At 67.6% G+C, this 17,527-nt stretch carries 19 protein-coding genes; 5 read left to right on the top strand and 14 right to left on the bottom strand.

Features of this window, described 5'->3' with window-relative positions:
* The 4 genes from nagZ to dgt form a co-directional block, all read right to left on the bottom strand.
* Entirely contained in the window at positions 1 to 1,038 is a 1,038-nt protein-coding gene (gene nagZ / locus DOL89_RS05865) for a beta-N-acetylhexosaminidase (RefSeq protein WP_205574650.1), read from the bottom strand.
* The gene (locus tag DOL89_RS05860) at positions 1,025 to 1,984 is read right to left on the bottom strand and encodes an SPOR domain-containing protein (protein ID WP_119678291.1); all 960 of its coding nucleotides are present in this window, start codon (positions 1,982 to 1,984) and stop codon (positions 1,025 to 1,027) included. The genes nagZ and DOL89_RS05860 overlap by 14 nt, the downstream gene beginning before the upstream one ends.
* 14 nt (positions 1,985 to 1,998) lie before the next feature.
* Positions 1,999 to 3,753 (bottom strand): arginine--tRNA ligase, encoded by a 1,755-nt coding sequence (argS, locus tag DOL89_RS05855; protein ID WP_119680279.1) that lies wholly within the window; start codon positions 3,751 to 3,753, stop codon positions 1,999 to 2,001.
* Positions 3,754 to 3,883: 130 nt separating this feature from the next.
* A complete protein-coding gene (gene dgt, locus DOL89_RS05850) occupies positions 3,884 to 5,209 on the bottom strand; it encodes a dGTP triphosphohydrolase (RefSeq protein WP_119678290.1) in 1,326 nt (441 codons plus the stop codon).
* A gap of 103 nt (positions 5,210 to 5,312) precedes the next feature.
* Between dgt and erpA the strand changes: the two genes are divergently transcribed.
* Together erpA and xth are read left to right on the top strand one after the other, a co-directional pair.
* Entirely contained in the window at positions 5,313 to 5,699 is a 387-nt protein-coding gene (gene erpA / locus DOL89_RS05845; protein ID WP_119678289.1) for an iron-sulfur cluster insertion protein ErpA, read from the top strand.
* Between the two features lie 83 nt (positions 5,700 to 5,782).
* Positions 5,783 to 6,559: an exodeoxyribonuclease III gene (gene xth / locus DOL89_RS05840; RefSeq protein WP_119678288.1), complete on the top strand. Its 777-nt coding sequence runs from the start codon at positions 5,783 to 5,785 to the stop codon at positions 6,557 to 6,559.
* A gap of 15 nt (positions 6,560 to 6,574) precedes the next feature.
* Here the strand turns inward: xth and DOL89_RS05835 are convergent, their stop codons facing one another.
* Positions 6,575 to 6,850: an FAD assembly factor SdhE gene (locus tag DOL89_RS05835; RefSeq protein ID WP_162937353.1), complete on the bottom strand. Its 276-nt coding sequence runs from the start codon at positions 6,848 to 6,850 to the stop codon at positions 6,575 to 6,577.
* An 85-nt stretch (positions 6,851 to 6,935) separates the two neighbouring features.
* Here DOL89_RS05835 and recG point away from each other — a divergent pair, with 85 nt between their 5' ends.
* Positions 6,936 to 9,020, top strand: coding sequence for an ATP-dependent DNA helicase RecG (recG, locus tag DOL89_RS05830; protein ID WP_119678286.1), 2,085 nt, complete (start codon positions 6,936 to 6,938; stop codon positions 9,018 to 9,020).
* Here the strand turns inward: recG and DOL89_RS05825 are convergent.
* On the bottom strand, positions 9,017 to 9,745 hold the full coding sequence (locus DOL89_RS05825; protein WP_119678285.1) for a DUF502 domain-containing protein: 729 nt from the start codon (positions 9,743 to 9,745) through the stop codon (positions 9,017 to 9,019). The two genes, recG and DOL89_RS05825, sit on opposite strands and share 4 nt — an antisense overlap.
* A gap of 295 nt (positions 9,746 to 10,040) precedes the next feature.
* Between DOL89_RS05825 and DOL89_RS05820 the strand changes: the two genes are divergently transcribed.
* Positions 10,041 to 10,739: a Crp/Fnr family transcriptional regulator gene (locus tag DOL89_RS05820; RefSeq protein ID WP_119678284.1), complete on the top strand. Its 699-nt coding sequence runs from the start codon at positions 10,041 to 10,043 to the stop codon at positions 10,737 to 10,739.
* Between the two features lie 179 nt (positions 10,740 to 10,918).
* Here the strand turns inward: DOL89_RS05820 and fliN are convergent, their stop codons facing one another.
* Positions 10,919 to 11,245, bottom strand: a complete 327-nt coding sequence (gene fliN, locus DOL89_RS05815) for a flagellar motor switch protein FliN (protein ID WP_225889918.1) — start codon at positions 11,243 to 11,245, stop codon at positions 10,919 to 10,921.
* Positions 11,246 to 11,428: 183 nt separating this feature from the next.
* Between fliN and DOL89_RS05810 the strand changes: the two genes are divergently transcribed.
* Complete coding sequence (locus tag DOL89_RS05810; RefSeq protein ID WP_162937351.1) at positions 11,429 to 12,355, top strand: YqaJ viral recombinase family protein; 927 nt, start codon at positions 11,429 to 11,431, stop codon at positions 12,353 to 12,355.
* Here DOL89_RS05810 and recD2 read toward each other — a convergent pair.
* The 7 genes from recD2 to DOL89_RS05775 all read right to left on the bottom strand — a co-directional run bounded on the left by recD2 (position 12,352) and on the right by DOL89_RS05775 (position 17,487).
* Positions 12,352 to 14,580, bottom strand: a complete 2,229-nt coding sequence (gene recD2, locus DOL89_RS05805; RefSeq protein WP_119678281.1) for an SF1B family DNA helicase RecD2 — start codon at positions 14,578 to 14,580, stop codon at positions 12,352 to 12,354. The two genes, DOL89_RS05810 and recD2, sit on opposite strands and share 4 nt — an antisense overlap.
* 3 nt (positions 14,581 to 14,583) lie before the next feature.
* Positions 14,584 to 15,078, bottom strand: coding sequence for a hypothetical protein (locus DOL89_RS05800; protein ID WP_119678280.1), 495 nt, complete (start codon positions 15,076 to 15,078; stop codon positions 14,584 to 14,586).
* Between the two features lie 89 nt (positions 15,079 to 15,167).
* Positions 15,168 to 15,473 (bottom strand): hypothetical protein, encoded by a 306-nt coding sequence (locus DOL89_RS05795; RefSeq protein ID WP_119678279.1) that lies wholly within the window; start codon positions 15,471 to 15,473, stop codon positions 15,168 to 15,170.
* An 11-nt stretch (positions 15,474 to 15,484) separates the two neighbouring features.
* Positions 15,485 to 15,823, bottom strand: coding sequence for a hypothetical protein (locus DOL89_RS05790; protein ID WP_119678278.1), 339 nt, complete (start codon positions 15,821 to 15,823; stop codon positions 15,485 to 15,487).
* Complete coding sequence (locus DOL89_RS05785) at positions 15,823 to 16,605, bottom strand: hypothetical protein (RefSeq protein WP_225889917.1); 783 nt, start codon at positions 16,603 to 16,605, stop codon at positions 15,823 to 15,825. The genes DOL89_RS05790 and DOL89_RS05785 overlap by 1 nt, the downstream gene beginning before the upstream one ends.
* A 111-nt stretch (positions 16,606 to 16,716) precedes the next feature.
* Positions 16,717 to 17,283 carry a mismatch-specific DNA-glycosylase gene (locus DOL89_RS05780; RefSeq protein WP_225889916.1) on the bottom strand — a complete coding sequence of 189 codons (567 nt, stop codon included), beginning with the start codon at positions 17,281 to 17,283 and terminating at the stop codon, positions 16,717 to 16,719.
* Positions 17,284 to 17,295: 12 nt separating this feature from the next.
* Positions 17,296 to 17,487, bottom strand: a complete 192-nt coding sequence (locus tag DOL89_RS05775; protein ID WP_119678277.1) for a hypothetical protein — start codon at positions 17,485 to 17,487, stop codon at positions 17,296 to 17,298.
* Positions 17,488 to 17,527: the final 40 nt, after the last annotated feature.

Raw genomic sequence — 17,527 nt, 5'->3', positions numbered from 1 at the left:
TCATACGTCTCCGGCGGCCAGGAGCTGGTCGAATTCGGCGCGGAGCGCCGCCGTATCCGCCGCCTGCACTGCGGGCATCCAGGCCTTGGCACGCCGCCAACGCAGGACCGCCGCTTCCGTCATATGGGGTGCTGCGGCCGCGATCTCCACCATCTCCGCCAGCTTGCCGTTGCAGTGCAGGGCTATGTCGCAGCCTCCGGCCAGCACGGCCAGGGCCCGCTCGGCCGGCCCGCCGCGCAGCGCCTGCATGGATAGGTCATCGCTGAACAGCAGCCCGTCAAAGCCAATCCAGCCGCGGATCACTTCATTCACCACGGTCGCAGATGTGCTGGATGGCCGGTCGGCATCGATGGAGGTGAAAACAATGTGCGCAGCCATCCCGGTAGGCAGGCCGGACAGTAGCCTGAATGGCAGGAAATCCGTCACTTCCAGCTCTGTCCGGGATGCCTTCACCACAGGCAGTTCCAGATGGCTGTCAGCCAAGGCGCGCCCGTGCCCGGGTATATGTTTCACACAGGGCATGACCCCCGCGGCAGCAAGACCATCCGCCATCGCACGGGCCAGATCGGCCGCCAGATGCGCATCGCCGCAGAATGCACGGTCGCCGATCACGTCATGGCTGCCAGGAACCGGGATGTCCGCTACGGGCGCGCAATCCAGGTCGATGCCGAGATCAGCCAGCATAGCCCCGATAAGCCGACCGTGCAGCCACGCCGCCCGAAGCCCACGCGATCGATCCGCTTCGGCAACGCCGCCGATGGTCCGGGCCGGCGTATGGGCCGGCCAGTGGGGCGGACGCAGCCGTGCGACGCGGCCGCCCTCCTGGTCGATCAGCACCGGCGCATCCCGTCCGACTGCGTCCCGCAGCTCCGACACCAACGCCCGGACCTGGTCCGGCGAAGCCACATTGCGGCCGAACAGGATAAAGCCGAACGGATCGGCATCCCGGAAAAATTGCCGCTCCTCCGCCGTGAGGCGGTGGCCAGCGCATCCGTAGGTGACGGCGCGGGATGCCGCCAGGGAATCAGCGGATGACAATGCAGCCGGCCCCCTTGGCTTTCAGTGCAGCACAGATCTTCTCCGCCTCCGCTTCCGACAGACCGCTGCCCTGAAGCCGGTGGAACACGCCCTTGGCGCCTAGGTCGACCTTCTGAACGGTCAGGCTCAGCCCGCCGAGTTCGGATGGATACAGCTTCTGCAACCGCGCCCATTCCGCCTTCGCCTTGGCCTCCGCGTCCACGGCGCCGACCTGAACCCTTGCCTTGCCGGACGTCGTCGGCTTGGCAGGTTCCGGCTTCGGCGGCTCCGGCTTGACCGGTTCGGGCTTCGCCGCCGTCGGTTCGGCCGGGCGCGGGGCAGGCGGCGCAGCGGCCTGACTTTGGACTGGCGCCGGCTGCGGCTCAGCCGTAAGGGCCGTAGGAGCCTGCGTTGCCACAGGCTGCTCAACCGGCTCCTCGGGCGGCAACTCGTCGGCCATATCCGCCATGGGCTGGTCCGCCCGGAACTGGGACAGGGCCTCCTCTTCCGATGGCAGGCCGCTGGTGATTCCCTCTTCCATCTCCTCGGGCGGCAGCTCCTCTTCCGCCATGGGGCGGGGGCGGTCGACCGGCGCTTCCGGCGGGGGCAGCAGACGCTCCACCCGACCGCCCCCGGTGGCGGTCGCCGGGTTCAGCCGCTCATACACCAGCTTGTCCTGATGCGGCACCTGCAGGCCTCCCGGCTGCTCCGGCCGGACCTTGGTGGGCGAGGTGTCGGCGCGCAGCACCGGCGCCACAGTCTCCGTCCCGGCGCGCATGCCCTGATTGTAGGCGTAGGCGATAATTCCGCCGAAGGCCCCCAGCCCCACCAGCACCACCACGGCGCTGGTCAGCCCACGCCGCCGGGGCGCGGCCTCCTCATGGTCGCGACCGCCGTAATAGCCGGGGTCGTCGCGGTAGCCATTGTCCGCTTCGTCCGGATAGTGGTCGTCGTTACGCATGACCATTCTGGTCCAGCTCCTCAGCGCATCTCTTCGACCGGCTCGACGCCCATGATCTGCAGACCGGACGCCACCACCAGCGACACCGCCTTCACCAGCGCCAGCCGGGCGCGGGTCAGCTCCTCATCACCCTCGATCAGGAAGCGCAGGGTGGCGTCGTCGCGCCCGCGGTTCCAGAGCGCGTGGAAGCTCGAAGCCAGATCGTACAGATAGAAGGCGACGCGGTGAGGTTCATGCGCCTCCGCCGCGGACTCGACCAGACGCGGCCAGGACAGCATCAGCTTTACGATCGCCACTTCCTCCTCCGCGTCCAACCGATCCAGGTCGGCGGTGGCAAGGCCTGGGCCGGACAGGTCCCAGTCCGCATGGGCCTCTTCTGCATGCCGCAGGACGGACCGGCAGCGGGCATGTGCGTACTGCACATAGAAGACCGGGTTGTCCTTCGATTGCTCGGTCACCTTGGCGTAATCGAACTCAAGCGTCTGGTCGTTCCGCCGGGTCAGCATGATGAAGCGGACCACGTCGCGCCCGACGGACTCCATGACATCCCGCAGGGTCACGAAGGTGCCGGCCCGCTTCGACATCTTCACCGGCTGGCCGTTCTCCAGCAGGTGGACGAGCTGGCATATCTTCACGTCCAGCGCGCCCTTCCCAGCAGTGACCGCCTTGACCGCAGCCTCCATCCGCTTGATGTAGCCGCCATGGTCGGCGCCCCAGACGTCGATCATGGTCGGCGTACCGCGGCGGAACTTGTCATAGTGGTAGGCGATGTCGTTCGCGAAGTAGGTCCAGCTTCCGTCCGACTTCTTCAGCGGCCGGTCCACGTCATCGCCGAACTCGCTGGCCTTGAACAGGGTCTGCGGCCGCGGCTCCCAGTCCTCGGGCTTCTTACCCTTCGGCGGCTCCAGCACGCCGACATAGATCAGCTCCTGGTCTTCCAGCGTCTGCAGGGCCGTATCGACTGCCCCGCTCTCCACCAGTTCCCGCTCGGAGGTGAAGACGTCGTGATGAATGTTCATGTCGGCCAGATCCTGCTTGATCCAGCCCATGATCATGTCGATGGCGAAGGCGCGGATGGCCGGAAGCCACTGCTCCTCCGGAGCGTCCAGCCACTTGTTGCCGTTCCGCTCGGCCAGCGCCTGTCCCACATCCTTCAGGTACTCGCCGGGATAGAGGCCGGCCGGAATTTCCGCATCCTGCCCCGTCACCGCCTCGCGGTAGCGCAGATAGGCGGAGCGGGCGAGGACATCCACCTGGGCGCCGGCATCGTTGATGTAGTACTCGCGCGTGACGTCGTATCCTGCCTTTTCCAGCAGGGCCGCCAGGGCATCGCCCACCACGGCCCCACGGGCATGCGCTGCGTGCAGCGGACCCGTCGGATTGGCGGACACGTACTCCACATTGACCTTACGGCCATTGCCGCTGGTGCCGGCGCCATAGGTGGTGCCGGTGATCAGAACATCGCTCAGCCGCTTGCGCCACCAGGCGCTCTCGATACGCAGATTGACGAAGCCAGGGCCGGCGACAGACGCCTCCGTCACTTCCGCCAGGGTCTTCAGACGGGCAACGAGGCTCTCGGCGATGGCACGCGGCGGTTTGCCGGCCGGCTTGGCCAGCACCATGGCGGCATTGGTGGACACGTCCCCATGGCTGGGGTCGCGCGGCGGCTCCACCGTCACGCGGGTCAGGTCCAGCCCCGCCGGTAGCTCGCCAGCTGCGGTCAATTCTTCCAGCGCGGCCTTTATCTTGGCCTCGAAGTCCTTGAAGACGTTCATCGTTCCAGATTTCGTTTTGGGCACCGCAAAGGTGCGGCGCCGGTCGGTCATCGGCCCGCACACTACCGCATCGCGCAGCCTCCGCACAGTGGCCTGTGCGGGACACGGCATCGCAGATTTAATGCAACTGTTACCCGGCGATGAGCTGGGCCTGCCGCAGGGCGAACCGGTCGGTCATGCCGGCGATGTAGTCCATCAGGCACTGAACCCAGCCGACCCGGTCATACGGCATGGTGTGTATGCCCGGAATGGTCTCAAGCAGGCTGGCGTAGCGGCGCGGCAACTGCCCGTCCGGCCCGGCCGCCTCACGCGCCAGCATCGCCTCGCCATACGCGTCCAGCATGGTGGTCAGGGTGCGGGCGGCGATCATGTCCGTCTCGCACCGTTGCTGCCCCCGGTAGATGCGGGTGAAGCTAACATGCCGGATGGCGCTCAGATATTTGTGGCAGCCGGTCATGGCCAGCAGCGGCGGACAGGCCTTGCCCTCCATCAGTTCCGGCAGCCGTTCCAGGAACTTCTCCGACGCATCGTGCACCAGCCGGTCGATGGCACGGGCGCGCAGATAGATCAGCTTCCGGCCCTCATCGTCGATGGCCCTGTATTCGGCGCTGCCGAACTCCTGCACCATGGGGCCCAACAGATCCTCGCCGTCGGTGAAGCTCAGCATCCGCATCTTCACCGCGTCCTCGATGTCGACGACGTGGTAGCAGGCATCGTCCGCCGCCTCCATCAGGTAGGCCAGCGGATGCCGGCACCAGACGTCGGGCCCGCGCGGAACCAGCCCCACCTCCTCCGCCATCTCCGAGAACAGCTCGCGTTCCGAACCCAGGAAGCCGTATTTCCGGTCGTGCGGCCGCTGGGCGTCCGGCCTGTCCGGTGCGCTCCAGGGATATTTGCTGTAGGTGCCCAGGGTGGCGGCCGTGAGTTGCAACCCGCCCTCCCCGCGCCAGCCCTGCAGGCGGGTCAGCACCCGGTATCCCTGGGCGTTGCCCTCGAACGTCCGCAGCTCGTTCCGCTGCTGCAGGGGGAGCTTCGCCAGGATTTCCGCACCGGTGCCGCTGTCCCTGAACCAGTCCGAAATCACATCCTCGCCCGTATGGGCGAAGCAGGGCGTGCCGAGGTCATGGGCCAGCGCCGCCGCGGATACCACATGCCCGATGTCGAAGGGCGTCGCCGGGACCTTGTCCTCGCCATAGATCCGGATGATCTGTGCGCCGGCCCAGGTGCCGAGCGAGCGCCCCACCCGGGCCGCCTCCATGGAATGGGTCAGGCGGGACCGCACATAGTCGGAGCCACCGATGCCATGCACCTGCTGCTTGTCCGACAGGCGCCTGAAGCTGGTCGAGAATGTGATGCGGTCGATATCGATCTCGAACGCGCTGCGATACGGCAGTTCGGGCGCCTGTTCCGCCTTACGCAGGCGCTTGCGGGACAGCAGACGCGACCACTCCATCATGGCTCTCTCCCTCGGGCTTTGACGGACCCGCACTGGCCGCTTACATACACGGGGTGGCTTTGTCCATAGCTGAACGAATTGTGAAGATGCGAGGTTCCTGCCCATGGCGACGACGGCAACCGACCACGGCACCCCCGGCGGCCCCAATGGCGGCCTCGGCGGTCGCGCCGTGACCCTGACCGACAGCGCTGCCCGCCGCATTCAGAAGCTGGCTGAGATGGAGGGAAATCCGGAGCTGATGCTGCGCCTTTCCGTCTCGGGCGGCGGCTGTTCCGGTTTCCAGTACGGCTTCTCCTTCGACGCCACGGCGAACGAGGACGACCATTTGTTCGAGCATGCCGGCTCGAAGGTCGTGGTGGACGACGTGTCCCTCGACCTGCTGTCCGGGGCCGAGGTGGATTTCGTCGAGGATCTGATGGGCGCCTATTTCAAGATCAACAACCCGAACGCCAGCAGCTCCTGCGGCTGCGGCTCATCCTTCGCGGTTTGAGTTAGCCGTCCACAGCCTTCCATGCCGTCGTCCCGCGCGACGGCAGGATTTCCCCGCCTTTCTTCCTCAAGGAAATCGTTTCCGTGCGTATCGCCACCTGGAACGTGAACTCCGTGAAAGCCCGCTTGCCCAACGTGCTGGCATGGCTCGACAAGGCCGGCCCCGATGTCGTCTGCCTTCAGGAGATCAAGTGCGAGACGGGGAATTTCCCGGCCAAGGACTTCGAAGCCATGGGCTACGAGGTCCATGCCGTCGGACAGAAGAGCTATAATGGCGTGGCCCTGCTGTCCAAGCTGCCGGTCACGGACCTGCTGACCCGCCTGCCGGGAGAGCCGGAGGATGAGCAGGCCCGCTATGTGGAAGGCACGGTCGCGGGCGTGCGCATCGCCAGCTTGTACCTGCCCAACGGCAATCCGGTGGGGTCGGAGAAGTATCCCTATAAGCTGCGCTGGATGGACCGGCTGAAGGACCATGCGCAATCCCTGCTGAAGCAGGAAATTCCCTTCGTTCTGGGCGGTGACTACAACGTCATTCCAGAGGGGCGGGACTGTTACGATCCTGCTGCCTGGTCGGAAGATGCGCTGTTCCGGCGGGAGACGCGGGCCAAGTTCAGGGAGATCGTGAATCTCGGCCTGACGGAGGCGTTCAGGGCCCTGCACCCCACCGCCGAACACGCCTACAGCTTCTGGGATTATCAGGCCGGCGCTTGGCCGCGCGATCTGGGCATTCGCATCGACCACTTCCTGCTCTCACCCCAGGCGGCGGATCGTCTCGTCGCCTGCGATATCGACCGGGAGCCGCGCGGACAGGAAAAGGCGTCGGACCACACGCCGGTCGTCGTGGAACTTACCGACGCCTGAGATCTACCCGGCGGTCTAGCCCGCGTAGCGGTGCGCCGCCAGCAGGTCGAAAACGTCGCTGCGCACATCCTCCGGCGCCTGCTCCGCCCCCGTGATCCAGTTGTAGAGGTCGGGGTCTGACAGCTCCAGCAGGGACTCGTACCGGGCCACCTGCTCATCCGTGAAACCGGCCATGTGCCGGTCGGCGAAGCTGCCCATCAGCAGGTCCATCTCCTTCGTACCCCGGTGCCAGCTCCTGAAGATCAGGCGCTTGCGGCGCGGGTCGAGCACGGTCTCGGGATCGGCGGTCATGGGCTTCTTTTCCATGGGTGAAGGAACAGATGTGGTACGATATAGAACCAGTCACGTTCCCTGTCAGCTTGCCTGTGAGCGGCCCTTGCGCCCTGAAATCCTCTTTCCCCTCTTCGCCCCCATCTCCTCCCTGCCCGGCCTCGGCCCCCGGCTCGGCAAACTGGCGGAGCGGCTGGCCGGCCCGCATGTGGTTGACCTGCTCTGGCACAAGCCGAGCGGCCTGATCGACCGCATGGCCGTGGGCAGCATCGCGGAGGCGCCGGACGGCCGCGTGGTCACCCTGACCGTCCGGGTGGACGGGCACGCCCCGCCGGTCCAGGCCAACCGGCCATACCGGATCCGCTGCACCGACCATACCGGCATGATGGATCTGGTCTTCTTCCATGTGAAGGGCGACTGGCTGGGCAAGAAGCTGCCGGTCGGGCAGAAGATCACCGTGTCCGGCAAGGCGGAGCGGTTCAACGGCCAGCTCCAGATCGTGCACCCGGACTATTACGGCCCGGCGGAGGATTCCCCGCCCCTGGCCAAGGTGGAGCCTACCTATCCGCTGACCGGCGGCCTGAACCCGAAGCCCTTGCGCACGGCGATCCAGGCCGCCCTGGCCCGTGCGCCGGACATGCCGGAATGGCAGGATGCGGCATGGCTGAAGCGGCAGGGCTGGCCGGAGTGGAAGTCGGCCCTGACCACCCTGCACTGCCCGGAGACGGAGCGGGACATCGATCCCAACGGCCCCGCCCGCGCCCGGCTGGCCTTCGACGAGCTGCTGGCGAATCAGCTCGCCCTTGCCCTGGTCCGCTGGCATCAGCGGCGTCTGTCGGGCCGGGAGGTCACGGGCGACGGGCGGCTGCGGGCGAAGGTCGCGGCCGCCCTGCCCTATACGCTGACAGGCGCGCAGCAGCGCTCCCTGGCCGACATCTATGCCGACATGGGGCAGCCGGTGCGGATGCTCCGCCTGCTCCAGGGCGATGTCGGCAGCGGCAAGACCGTTGTGGCGCTGATGGCCATGCTGAACGCGGTGGAGACCGGGGCGCAGGCCGCACTGATGGCCCCGACGGAAATCCTGGCGCGGCAGCATGCCGACAGCCTGGCCCCGCTGGCCGATGCCGCCGGCGTGCGCCTCGCCATCCTGACCGGCCGCGACAAGGGCAAGGCGCGGCAGGCGGTGCTGGACCGGCTGCTGAGCGGGGAGATCGATATCCTGGTCGGCACCCATGCCATCTTCCAGGAGGACGTGGCGTTCCGCGATCTGGCCCTGGCCGTGATCGACGAGCAGCACAAGTTCGGCGTCCACCAGCGGCTCCAGCTCGCCGCCAAGGGGCGCGGGGTGGACACGCTGGTGATGACCGCCACGCCGATTCCCCGCACCCTGACGCTGACCGCCTATGGCGACATGGATGTCTCCCGCCTGGATGAGAAGCCGCCGGGGCGCCAGCCGGTGAAGACGCTGGTGATGCCGGCCGCGGAGAAGCTGGACGAGGTGGTGCACAGCCTGCCCCGCGCCATCCGGAACGGCCAGCGCATCTACTGGGTCTGCCCGCTGGTGGAGGAGTCGGAGACGGTGGATCTCGCCGCCGCCACCTTCCGCCATGCCACGCTGCGCGAGTTCCTGGGCGACCGCGTCGGGCTGGTCCACGGAAAGATGAAGGGGGCGGAGAAGGACGCCGTCATGGCAGCCTTCGCGGAGGGCCAACTCGACGTGCTGGTCGCCACCACGGTGATCGAGGTCGGGGTGAACGTTCCCGAGGCCACCATCATGGTGATCGAGCATGCCGAACGCTTCGGCCTCGCCCAGCTCCACCAGCTCCGCGGGCGTGTGGGGCGCGGCACCGGGGCCAGCACCTGTCTGCTGCTCTATGAGCGTCCTCTGGGGGAGACCGCCCGCGCCCGGCTGGAGACCATGCGGGACACGGAGGACGGCTTCATCATCGCGGAAAAGGATTTGGAGCTGCGGGGTGCGGGCGAAGTGCTGGGCACCCGCCAGTCCGGCCTGCCGGAGTTCCGGCTGGCCGATGTCACCGTGCATGGGGAGCTGTTGGCCGCCGCCCGCGACGATGCCCAGCTCATCATCGACCGCGACCCGGAACTGGAGAAGCCGCGCGGTCAGGCGCTGCGCGTGCTGCTGTACCTGTTCGAGCGGGATGCGGCGGTGAAGTATCTGCGGTCGGGCTAATCCCCCGCTTGTTCCCGTTCCCGCACGGGAACGGGATGCTCCACCACAGGTACGCCGCCGGCGGAAGGGTCGATCGGCGGCACGATCTTCTTGCCCCGCACATCCTCCGGCCGCCGGTCGGGCGGCGTGACGATGCCGCCGGAGACCACCATCTTGATCCCGTCCTCCACCGTCATGGTCAGCGGGATCAGTTCGGACCTCGGCAGGATCAGCAGGAAACCCGAGGTGGGGTTGGGCGTGGTCGGCAGGAAGACATTGACCACCTCATCCGCCGTGATGTCCTGCACCTCCCCTTCGGTCGTACCGGTGATGAAGCCGATGGCCCAGATGCCCTTGCGGGGATACTCGACCAGCACCACCTCGCGGAATGCCTGGGACTGGTTGGCCAGCACGGTCTCGAATATCTGCTTCAGGGCGTTGTAGACGCTGCGGATGACCGGCATGCGGTTGACCAGCCCCTCGCCCAGCCGCACCATGAACCGGCCCATGAAGCCGGCCGTGAACATCCCGACCAGGATCAGGAAGATCAGCACCACCAGCAGCCCCACGCCGGGGACGGTGAAGGGCAGGTAGGTTTCCGGATTGTACCTGGCCGGAATGAGGCCGTTCACAAGCCCGTCGATGGCCCCGATGAACAGCCAGGCGAGGTAGAGCGTGATGGAAATCGGCGCCGTCACCAGGATGCCGGCGAACAGGTAGGCTCGCAGCCGGCCGGCCAGGGTCATGCCGTAGCGGCCCTTCTGCGTCTCGGCGCTTTTGTCTGAACCGGGATTGTCTCGGGACGAAGGCTTCAAGGACAGACTCTCCGGATTAACCTGGCAGGCGGTTCGTTTGCATGTAGGGACGCCGCCACATCCCCGCAATCCAGGGTGCGTCAGCAGCGGTGCCGGTGCAAGGGCGCCCCGTGCCGGTGCGCGCGCCTGCCGCATGGCCCAAATCTCGGGTGCGTGCGTCGCAGGCGGTTTCCATCCGGGATCAAGGGATGTATCCTCCGCTCTCCGAACCAGCCGGATTCCGCCCGTGAGCGAACTCCATCCCGCCAGCCTCGACCGCATCGACCTGCTGCAGGCCCTCTCCCCTGCGGAGCGGGCGAATCTCGCGCGGCAATGCAGTTGGCGGCACTTCCACCCGCATGAGCAGATCATCGATCGCTCGTCGGAAAGCCGCGATGTCTGCCTGATCGTGGAAGGACGGGTGCGGGTGGTGAATTACTCGCTCTCGGGCCGGGAGATCACCTTCGACGATATCGACGCCGGCGGCTGGCTGGGCGAGTTGTCGGCCATCGACAACGAGCCGCGCTCGGCCAGCATCGTGGCGCTGACGGAAACCATGGTCGCCTTCATGTCGCCCCGGCTGTTCCAGGAAACGGTGACGAGCCACCCGGACGTGGCCTGGCTGGTGATGCGGCGACTGGCCCGGATCATCCGCCAGTCCACCGGCCGCATCATGGATCTCAGCACGCTGGGTGCGAACAACCGCGTCCATGCGGAAATCCTGCGCCTCGCCAAGGCCGGCAAGCGGATCGGGAACACGGCGGAGATCGTCCCCATTCCCATCCATTCCGACATCGCCAGCCGGGTCAGCACCACCCGCGAAACGGTGGCGCGGGTGTTCAGCGATCTCGCCCGCGACGAGCTGGTGGAACGACGCGGGAACGCGCTCGTGGTGCTGGATTTCGAGCGGCTGGAGGAAATGGTGGAGGATGTGCGCGGCGACTGAATGCAAAAAAGTGTGTGCCGGTGGCAACACTCATTTGACCCTTTTCATCGCCATGGCGAGCGCCTATATATGAGGTGCTTGACCGTGACGTTTTCGCCACGGTTAAGGCTTCAACCTCCTTATGAGGCTCCCTTCATCTTAGCCGGCTGCTTGCAGCCGGCTTTCTTTTTGCCCGCAGCTCAGCCGTTGGTGCGGGAGAATTCGCGGAACGTGACGGCGATCTTGTCCTCGACGATGGTCACCTCGCCCCGTCCCACCATGCGGCCGGAAACGATGATGTCGGAGAGATCGTCGATCTTCCGGTCCAGTTCCACGATGGCGCCGCGGCCCAGTTTCAGCAGGTCGCGCACGCGGATCGTCGAGGTGCCCAGCACTACGCTGACCTCCACATCCGTGTCATAGACCGCGGACAGGTCGGCGATCGCCTTTTCCATGTCGTTGGACGTCTTGGGCGCCCCGCCGCCCATGTCCCCGAACATGGCATCGATATCGTCCTGGTCGGCCATGGGCCCGATCCCCATCCGGATGTGTCGAGGCCGGAATATACCACGTCCGGCGAGGAGTGCGCGGGGCAATTGATGGGGCCAGAGCATCGGTCACAGCCCCGCGCATTGGTGGCAGCCGGCTTCCCCAGCGTGTCGCAATCGCCCAAATCCACAGGGATTTCGGCGATCCAGCGGGACCATGGGATGGCACTCACAGACGCGCAGCGGAGCTTCCGGGCCGGCCGCATCGGCTCCTCCGACGCGACCAGGATCATGGCCGGCGACTGGCAGCGCCTGTGGGCGGAGAAGACCGGCCGGGCAGAGCCGGCGAACCTGGATTTCGTTCCCGCCGTCCAGATCGGCATCGTGACCGAAGCGCTGCATCCCCGCTTCCGGCAGCGGCGCACCGGCATTCCGAGCATCCCGGCCGATTCCCGCACCTATGTGCACCCGGAGCTGCCGTGGCTGGTCTGCCATCCCGACTTCCTGACCTGGTCCGCCCCGCCGCTGGACCCGTTCCTGCCGCCGGATACGATCCTGGAGGCCAAATTCTGCGGCAGCCCGCAATCGGACGAGGACCTGGCGGACCGCTATTACTGGCAGGTTCAGCAGCAGCTCCTGGTGACCGGCTTGAGCCGGGCCATCCTTTCCATCCTGCGCCCCTCCAGCTACAGCTCGGTCGACATTCCGGCCGATGCCGCCCAGCAGGAACGGTTGCTGGAAACGCTGAGGGCGTTCTGGTGGCATGTGGAGAACGATATCGAGCCGGGTGACCCGATGCCGGTGCCCGCGCCGGACGTCGAAGGGCTGCGCGTGCTGGAGATGTCCCGCCACAACGCCTTCGCGGCCTACGCGGCCACCCTGGTCGCCACGCGGGACGACATGATGGCCTACAAGGCGGCGGAACAGGAGTTGAAGTCGCTGATGCCGGACGAGGCGCGCATCGCCTTTGTCGGCGGGATCGGCGGCGGCGACGGGCTGTGCATCACCCGCTCCCGCGACGGGCGCCTCACCCTCCGCTTCGGCGCTCCCGCCCGCCGCCATATGGAGCGGGCCGAGCCCTGGCGGCCGGACGGGGCCGCAGCCGAACCGGCCTTCGCGACGGATGAGGATGAGGACCTTCCCTACTAGGCCGCCCGGCGCCGCTGCTCCAGCTTCTCCATGAGCCGGATACGCAGGGTGGAACGGCGGGGACGGCCGCGCATGTCGGCGACGGCGCGCACTAGCGCATCCCGGTCGCCCACCAGCACCACCAACTGCCGGCCGCGGGTGATGGCCGTATAGAGCAGGTTCCGCTGGAGCATCGGCCCGTGCTGCCGCGACAGCGGGATCACCACGGCCGGATATTCCGAGCCCTGCGCTTTGTGGACGGAGGTGGCATAGGCCAGCACCAGCCGGTCCAGCTCCCCGCCGGCATAGGATACGGCGCGCCCGTCGAACGTGACCTCCAACGTGGAATTTTCCGCGTCCAGCGCGGTCACGATGCCGAGATCGCCGTTGTAGACCTCCCGCTCGTGGTCGTTCTCGACCTGCATGACCTTGTCGCCCAGTGCGAAGCTCCAGGCCCCGCGGGTCAGGCGCGGCGCGTCGGACGGGTTCAGCACCCGCCGCAGCTCCTCATTCAGCGCCACCGCGCCCAGCGCGCCCTTGTTCATGGGGCAGAGCACCTGCACATCGCGCACCGGGTCCAGCCCGAAGCGGGCCGGGATGCGCTCCTGCACGAGCTGGAGCACACGGTTCATGCAGACCTCCGGCGTGCGGGTCTCCACGATGTAGAAATCGGCATCCTCGCCCGGTCGCCCGGTCTCCGGCAGATGGCCGGCATTGACGCGGTGCGCGGCCTGGACGATGCGGCTGCTGGCCGCCTGCCGGAACACCTCCGTCAGCCGCACCACGGGCAGCGCGCCCGATGTCAGGATATCGGCCAGCACACGCCCCGGCCCCACGCTGGGAAGCTGGTCGGCATCGCCCACCAGCAGCAGTGCCGCCCGCGTCGGCAGCGCCGAGAGCAGCGCCCCCATCAGCCGGACATCGACCATCGAGGCCTCGTCCACCACCAGCAGGTCCAGCTCCAGCGGCTGGTCGCGGTTGCGGCGGAAGCCGCCGGCCGGATCGACTTCCAGCAGCCGGTGCAGAGTGCCGGCCTCCCGCCCGGTCGCTTCCGCCAGCCGCTTGGCGGCGCGGCCCGTGGGTGCGGCGAGAGCGACCCGCACGCCTTGCGAGGACAGGGCGGTGACGATGGCGCGGACCAACGTGGTCTTGCCGACGCCGGGCCCGCCGGTCATGACCAGGACCTTGGAGGAAAGTGCGGTGCGCAGGGCCGCCCGCTGGCTGTCCGCCAGATCGACCCCGCCGGTGCCCAACTCCCGCAGAACGGCCGCGACATCCAGCGCCCCCCAGGGCAGTCGGCCGCTGTTCAGCTCCAGCAGCCGGTCGGCGATGGCGGCTTCCGTCCGGTACAGGTCGCCGGCGAAGACGCAATCCTCCCCATCCGCGGTTTCGCGAACCAGGGCGCCGGCCTCCACCTCCTGCGCCAGCACGCGGGCAACCTTGGGCGCCTCCACGGCCAGCAGACGGGCGGCGCGGTCCACCAGATCGATCAGGGGCAGCCCGCAGCTTCCCTCATCCGCGGCATGGCGCAGCGCCTGGACAAGCCCGGCGCGCAGCCGCGCCGGATCGTCCGCCGCCACGCCCAGGGAGCGGGCAAGCTGGTCGGCCCCGCCGAACCCGATGCCGCGGACATCGCGGGCAAGTCGGTAGGGGTCGGCCCGGACAAGGGCCGGGGCGGAGCTTCCATACATCTCATGGATACGGGCGGCCCGTTCGGGGCCGATCCCGTGCTCACCCAGGAACACGACGAGATCGCGCCGGGTCTGGTGACGCTCCAGGGAGGACAGGATCTTCTCCACCTGCCCCTCGCCCAGCCCGAGGAGCTCCTGAAGCCGCCAGGGCTCACGCTGGATGATCTCCAGCGCACGGTCGCCATAGGCCTTCACCAGCCTGGCGGCCCGCACCGGCCCGATGCCCTCGACCAGCCCCGAGGCGAGATAGCGCTCCATCCCCTCGGCCGAGCGGGGCACGCTGGCGCGCACCTCCTCCGCCTTGAACTGGAGGCCGTAGCGCTTGTCGTGAATCCAGGTGCCGCGGGCGCGCACCCGCTCTCCCGGCTCGATGGTCGGGCCGTGCGCCACCAGGGCCACCGGCTTGCGGTGCCCCTTGGCCTTGACCTTCAGCACGCTGAAGCCGGTGTCGGGATTGTGGAAGGTGACCCGCTCGACGGTGCCGGCCAGCTCATACCGCTCCTCCGTCGGGAGGGCGTCGGCTTCGGTCTGCGGTGCGCTGTCGAACGGGGCCATGGATCACTCCGCTGCGATGGCCAGGATCGGCGCCGGGGGCCGGCGCTTCGCCGGCCTGGAGCCGCCCGTCCCGGGGCTTCGCTCCCGCTTCGCCGCAAGGGCCGGCGCGGGGGCTGCCGGGGGAGATGCTGTTTCAGGGGGCGCCTTGCGGGCCGCCCTGGGTTTCGCAGGCGCTGCCGCCTTCGGCCTCGGCTTGGCTGTCTCTTCCGCGGCCGGAGGCTCGATGACGGCGGCTTCGGCTTTCCTGGCCGGTTGGGCCGCCGCCACGGCGCCCAGCGCCCTGGCGTGGCGTGCCGCGACCTGGGCTTCCGTCAGCGCCTCCACATGCCGGGCCTTGTGCCGGACCAGCAGCGCCTTGGCCTCCGCCGCCTCGGCCTCCGTCTCGAACTGGAGCCACTGGCGCAGGGTGCCGCGCGACAGGGCCAGTGCGACCCGCTCCTCGACACCCTTCGCCTCGCGGCCGGCCTTGGCCTGACTCTTCATCACGGGGGCGGTCATCGTTTTCCGTTCCATAACGGGGAGAATATCAGAACAGATAAGGAACGGAAGAACAAAATCGGAACACGCTCCCGAGTCGCGGCCCTGGCCTACTCGGCCGCGACCCGCAGGGACACCGGCCGCGGGGGAAGAACGCCGATAGTCCGGCCGACCTCCTCCACCGTGGGCTTGCGCACATAGGCGTCGGCGTAGCGGTCGAGCGCCTTGAGGCACTCCTCGACGCTGCCCTGGCCCACGGCACGGCAATCCTCGAAGGCCGAGCCGTCGGGCTTCAGCCAGTGGGTGACGAAGCAGGGCTCGCCCGGCTCCTGGTTCAAAGTGAAGGCGATGCGGCCCTCATGCCCCAGCCTTGCATGGCCGCAGCGGAGCCGGCGCCGTAGTTCCTCGATAGTCATCGCTGCTGTCCTCAGGCGGCGTGGAGCCGCGCTTGGGTGTCGTGCTTCGCGGGCGGCGGACTGCTGCGCCGGCCGGACGCCCAGGCCGCATCGCGGGCCAGGGCGCCTGCCAGATCGCGCAAAGGCCGGGCCACGTCCGGATCGGCGTCCGGCGCGTCCAGACCGGCGAGTTGGGCGGAGAGGCCCAGCGCCTCCGCCTCCACCCAGTCCAGGTAGCGGCGTTCGCGCTTGACCGGATCGTCCCACCAGCGGGGGCGTGCGCCGGCTGCCTCAACCGCCCGCGCGAACGCCGCCCGGCCGAACAGGCCGCTGGGTGGCATGTCGTTCCGACGATCGATGCTGCCCATCATCACGCCGCTTCCCGCTTCTTGTCGGCGCGCGCCAGGATTTCCGCCTTCTTCTGGGCGAAGTAGCTGGTGATGCGCTGCTGGGCGGCGCGGTCGACGATGCCGATCTCCCGCACGCGCGTGCTGGTGCCGCTGCGCCAGAGATTGTCGAGCGCGTCCAGATCCTCGACCTTCTCCAGACGGCCGCGGATATCGGCCTCGAAGGCCTCCACGGCGGCCGGCTGGGTGTCGGGGCTGGCCTTGGCGGTGAAATAGGCCTCCGACTCCTCGCGGTACTTGCTGTCGTCGAACTGGCCCATATGGACGTCGGCGGCCAGGCCGATCTGAACCAGGCACTTGCCCACCGCGTCGGTGATGGACATTTTGAACGCCTCGTCGTTCGGCTCCTCGGAACCGTCACGGCGGCGGCGCACCAGCTCGGTCCCACCCCATTGCGGGCCGGTCCAGGCCACCTCGCCCGTGGCGGGATCGCGGTACCAGACCTTCACGCAGACGAAGATCATGCGTTCCACGACGGTCCATTCCGTCTGCTCGTAGCCCCAGCCCTGACCGACGGGACCAAAGGTCTCCGTCATCATCTGCAGGCGCCAGGTCGGATCGATCTGCGTGCCGCGGAAGCCGCCGGACCGCTGGAACGGCTTGGTGGCCTTCGGGTCGGTGCGCTTCAGCCTGTTCCAGAGCGCCAGATTGTCCCGAACCACCCTCTCGGCCGCGGTCTGGGCGGCAGCGGCGGCCTCGGTCGTGGCGGTGGTCTCGGCAGGCGCGGTCTTCGTTTTCGCTACCAAATCAGCCTCCTGTCGGGTGCCGCAGCCATAGCGCACGGCACCTGATTCGCAGGCTCTGAATATGGTTACAGTCCTAGATGATTCCTAGCCGATACCACCACTGGAACGCTTCTACTTCGGATTCGCGAACGGCATCCAGGGATGGTGTCGACTCCGGCATTCCGCCACAAAATCCGCCATTTCCCGCCAAGGTGCCACATCGAAGAATCGGCGCGCCAGACCAGAGGGCGACGGCACGACGAAGATCGGGATGCCATTGAGGGTGGCGGTTTGTAATCCTAGCCCGACTCGCGGCACGCCGAAAAAGGCCTTCGCGGCGTTCTTGCTGTCAAACGCAATGACGGAGGGGGCGAAGGCGCGGATCTTGGAAGTGAATCCTTGCACGTCGTAAGCGTCCGGCGACAGGTCGTGGTCGCAGCCGAATTCGGTCTTGTTGAGGTCTGTGAGGCCGATGCCGAATTCCAGGACGCGGGCATAGTCCGCCGGCGAAATCTGCTCAGGCGTCAGCCCGACTTCGTGCAGGGTCCGCCAGAAGCGGTTACCGGGATTGGCATAGTAGGCCGCCTTGGCGGCGGAGATGCGCGACGGTGCGGTACCGCAGAGCACCAGATCAAGGCCGGGGGCCAGAATGTCGGGAAGGATCATGACCGGCGGAAGAGTGGTCTCCCGCCGGGCCATGTTCAAGTGGGCTCATTCGGCCGGAACGGCGGGCGCGCCGTAGCGCTTCGGCTCGGCCGTGCCGATCAGCCAGAAGTTCAGCGCGACGCCGAACAGGAAGAAGGCCATGCCTGCGAAATACATGCCGCCTTCATGGGCGCCGCCGGCCATGAACAGGCCGAGAACCGCGATGATGGCGCCGAGAATGCCGAGAAGAGGACGCATGGGAGCACTCCTTTGCTGGATGGGATGGGTTCGGTGAGGA

The sequence above is a fragment of the Indioceanicola profundi genome (assembly GCF_003568845.1).
Lineage (GTDB): Bacteria > Pseudomonadota > Alphaproteobacteria > Azospirillales > Azospirillaceae > Indioceanicola > Indioceanicola profundi.
Note: the sequence above shows the minus strand (reverse complement) of the source record. Positions and strands in the feature narration are given on the sequence as shown.